Origin of the sequence: Streptomyces cacaoi, assembly GCF_006539165.1 — a bacterium.
In the GTDB taxonomy this organism is placed as follows: domain Bacteria; phylum Actinomycetota; class Actinomycetes; order Streptomycetales; family Streptomycetaceae; genus Streptomyces; species Streptomyces cacaoi.
This window is the reverse complement of the sequence record NZ_BJMM01000194.1, coordinates 1-556: the sequence shown is the minus strand read 5'-3', so window position 1 is coordinate 556 and position 556 is coordinate 1. Positions and strand designations below refer to the sequence as shown.

The following is a 556-nucleotide window of genomic DNA, read 5'->3' as shown; positions in this document are numbered from 1 at the left end:
TCCCGAATACCCGGTGGAGCGGCTGGAGTTCATGGTGGCGGACTCCGGGGTGGAGACCGTCCTGGTGGACGAGGGGACGGCCGCCGTGGTGCCGTGCGCGGGCGAGGTGCGCACCGTCCGGGTGGACGAGGGGCGGCCCGGCGCGGACGGTACGCGGGACGGCGCGGACGCCGGGGCCGGGGCACCGGAGCAGGGCGGCGCGGACGTCACCATGGTGCTCGGCGTGGGGGTACCGGCCGACCGCACGATGGTGCTGGGCACGGGCGTCCAGGACGGGCCGGCGGTGACGCCCGACGCCCCCGCGTATGTGTTCTACACCTCCGGTTCGACGGGCCGCCCCAAGGGCGTCGTCCTCTCCCACGGCGGCTTCCTGCGGGTGGCCCGCAACCCGGACTTCGCGGTCGGCGCGCAGGACGTGGTCTCGCAGCTGAGCACCTGGTCGTTCGACGCGGCGGCGCTGGAGATGTGGGCGGCCCTGGGCAACGGGGCGACGCTGGCGGTCTCCGAGCAGCGGCTGCTGTCCGTCGACGACCTCGGCGCGTTCCTGCGCCGGTAC

The 556-nt window shown here is 75.5% G+C and carries 1 protein-coding gene; it reads left to right on the top strand.

The annotated features are described in order from the left end of the window. The coding region (locus SCA03_RS34895) for an AMP-binding protein (RefSeq protein WP_141275918.1) at positions 1-556 on the top strand (556 nt) is incomplete at both ends.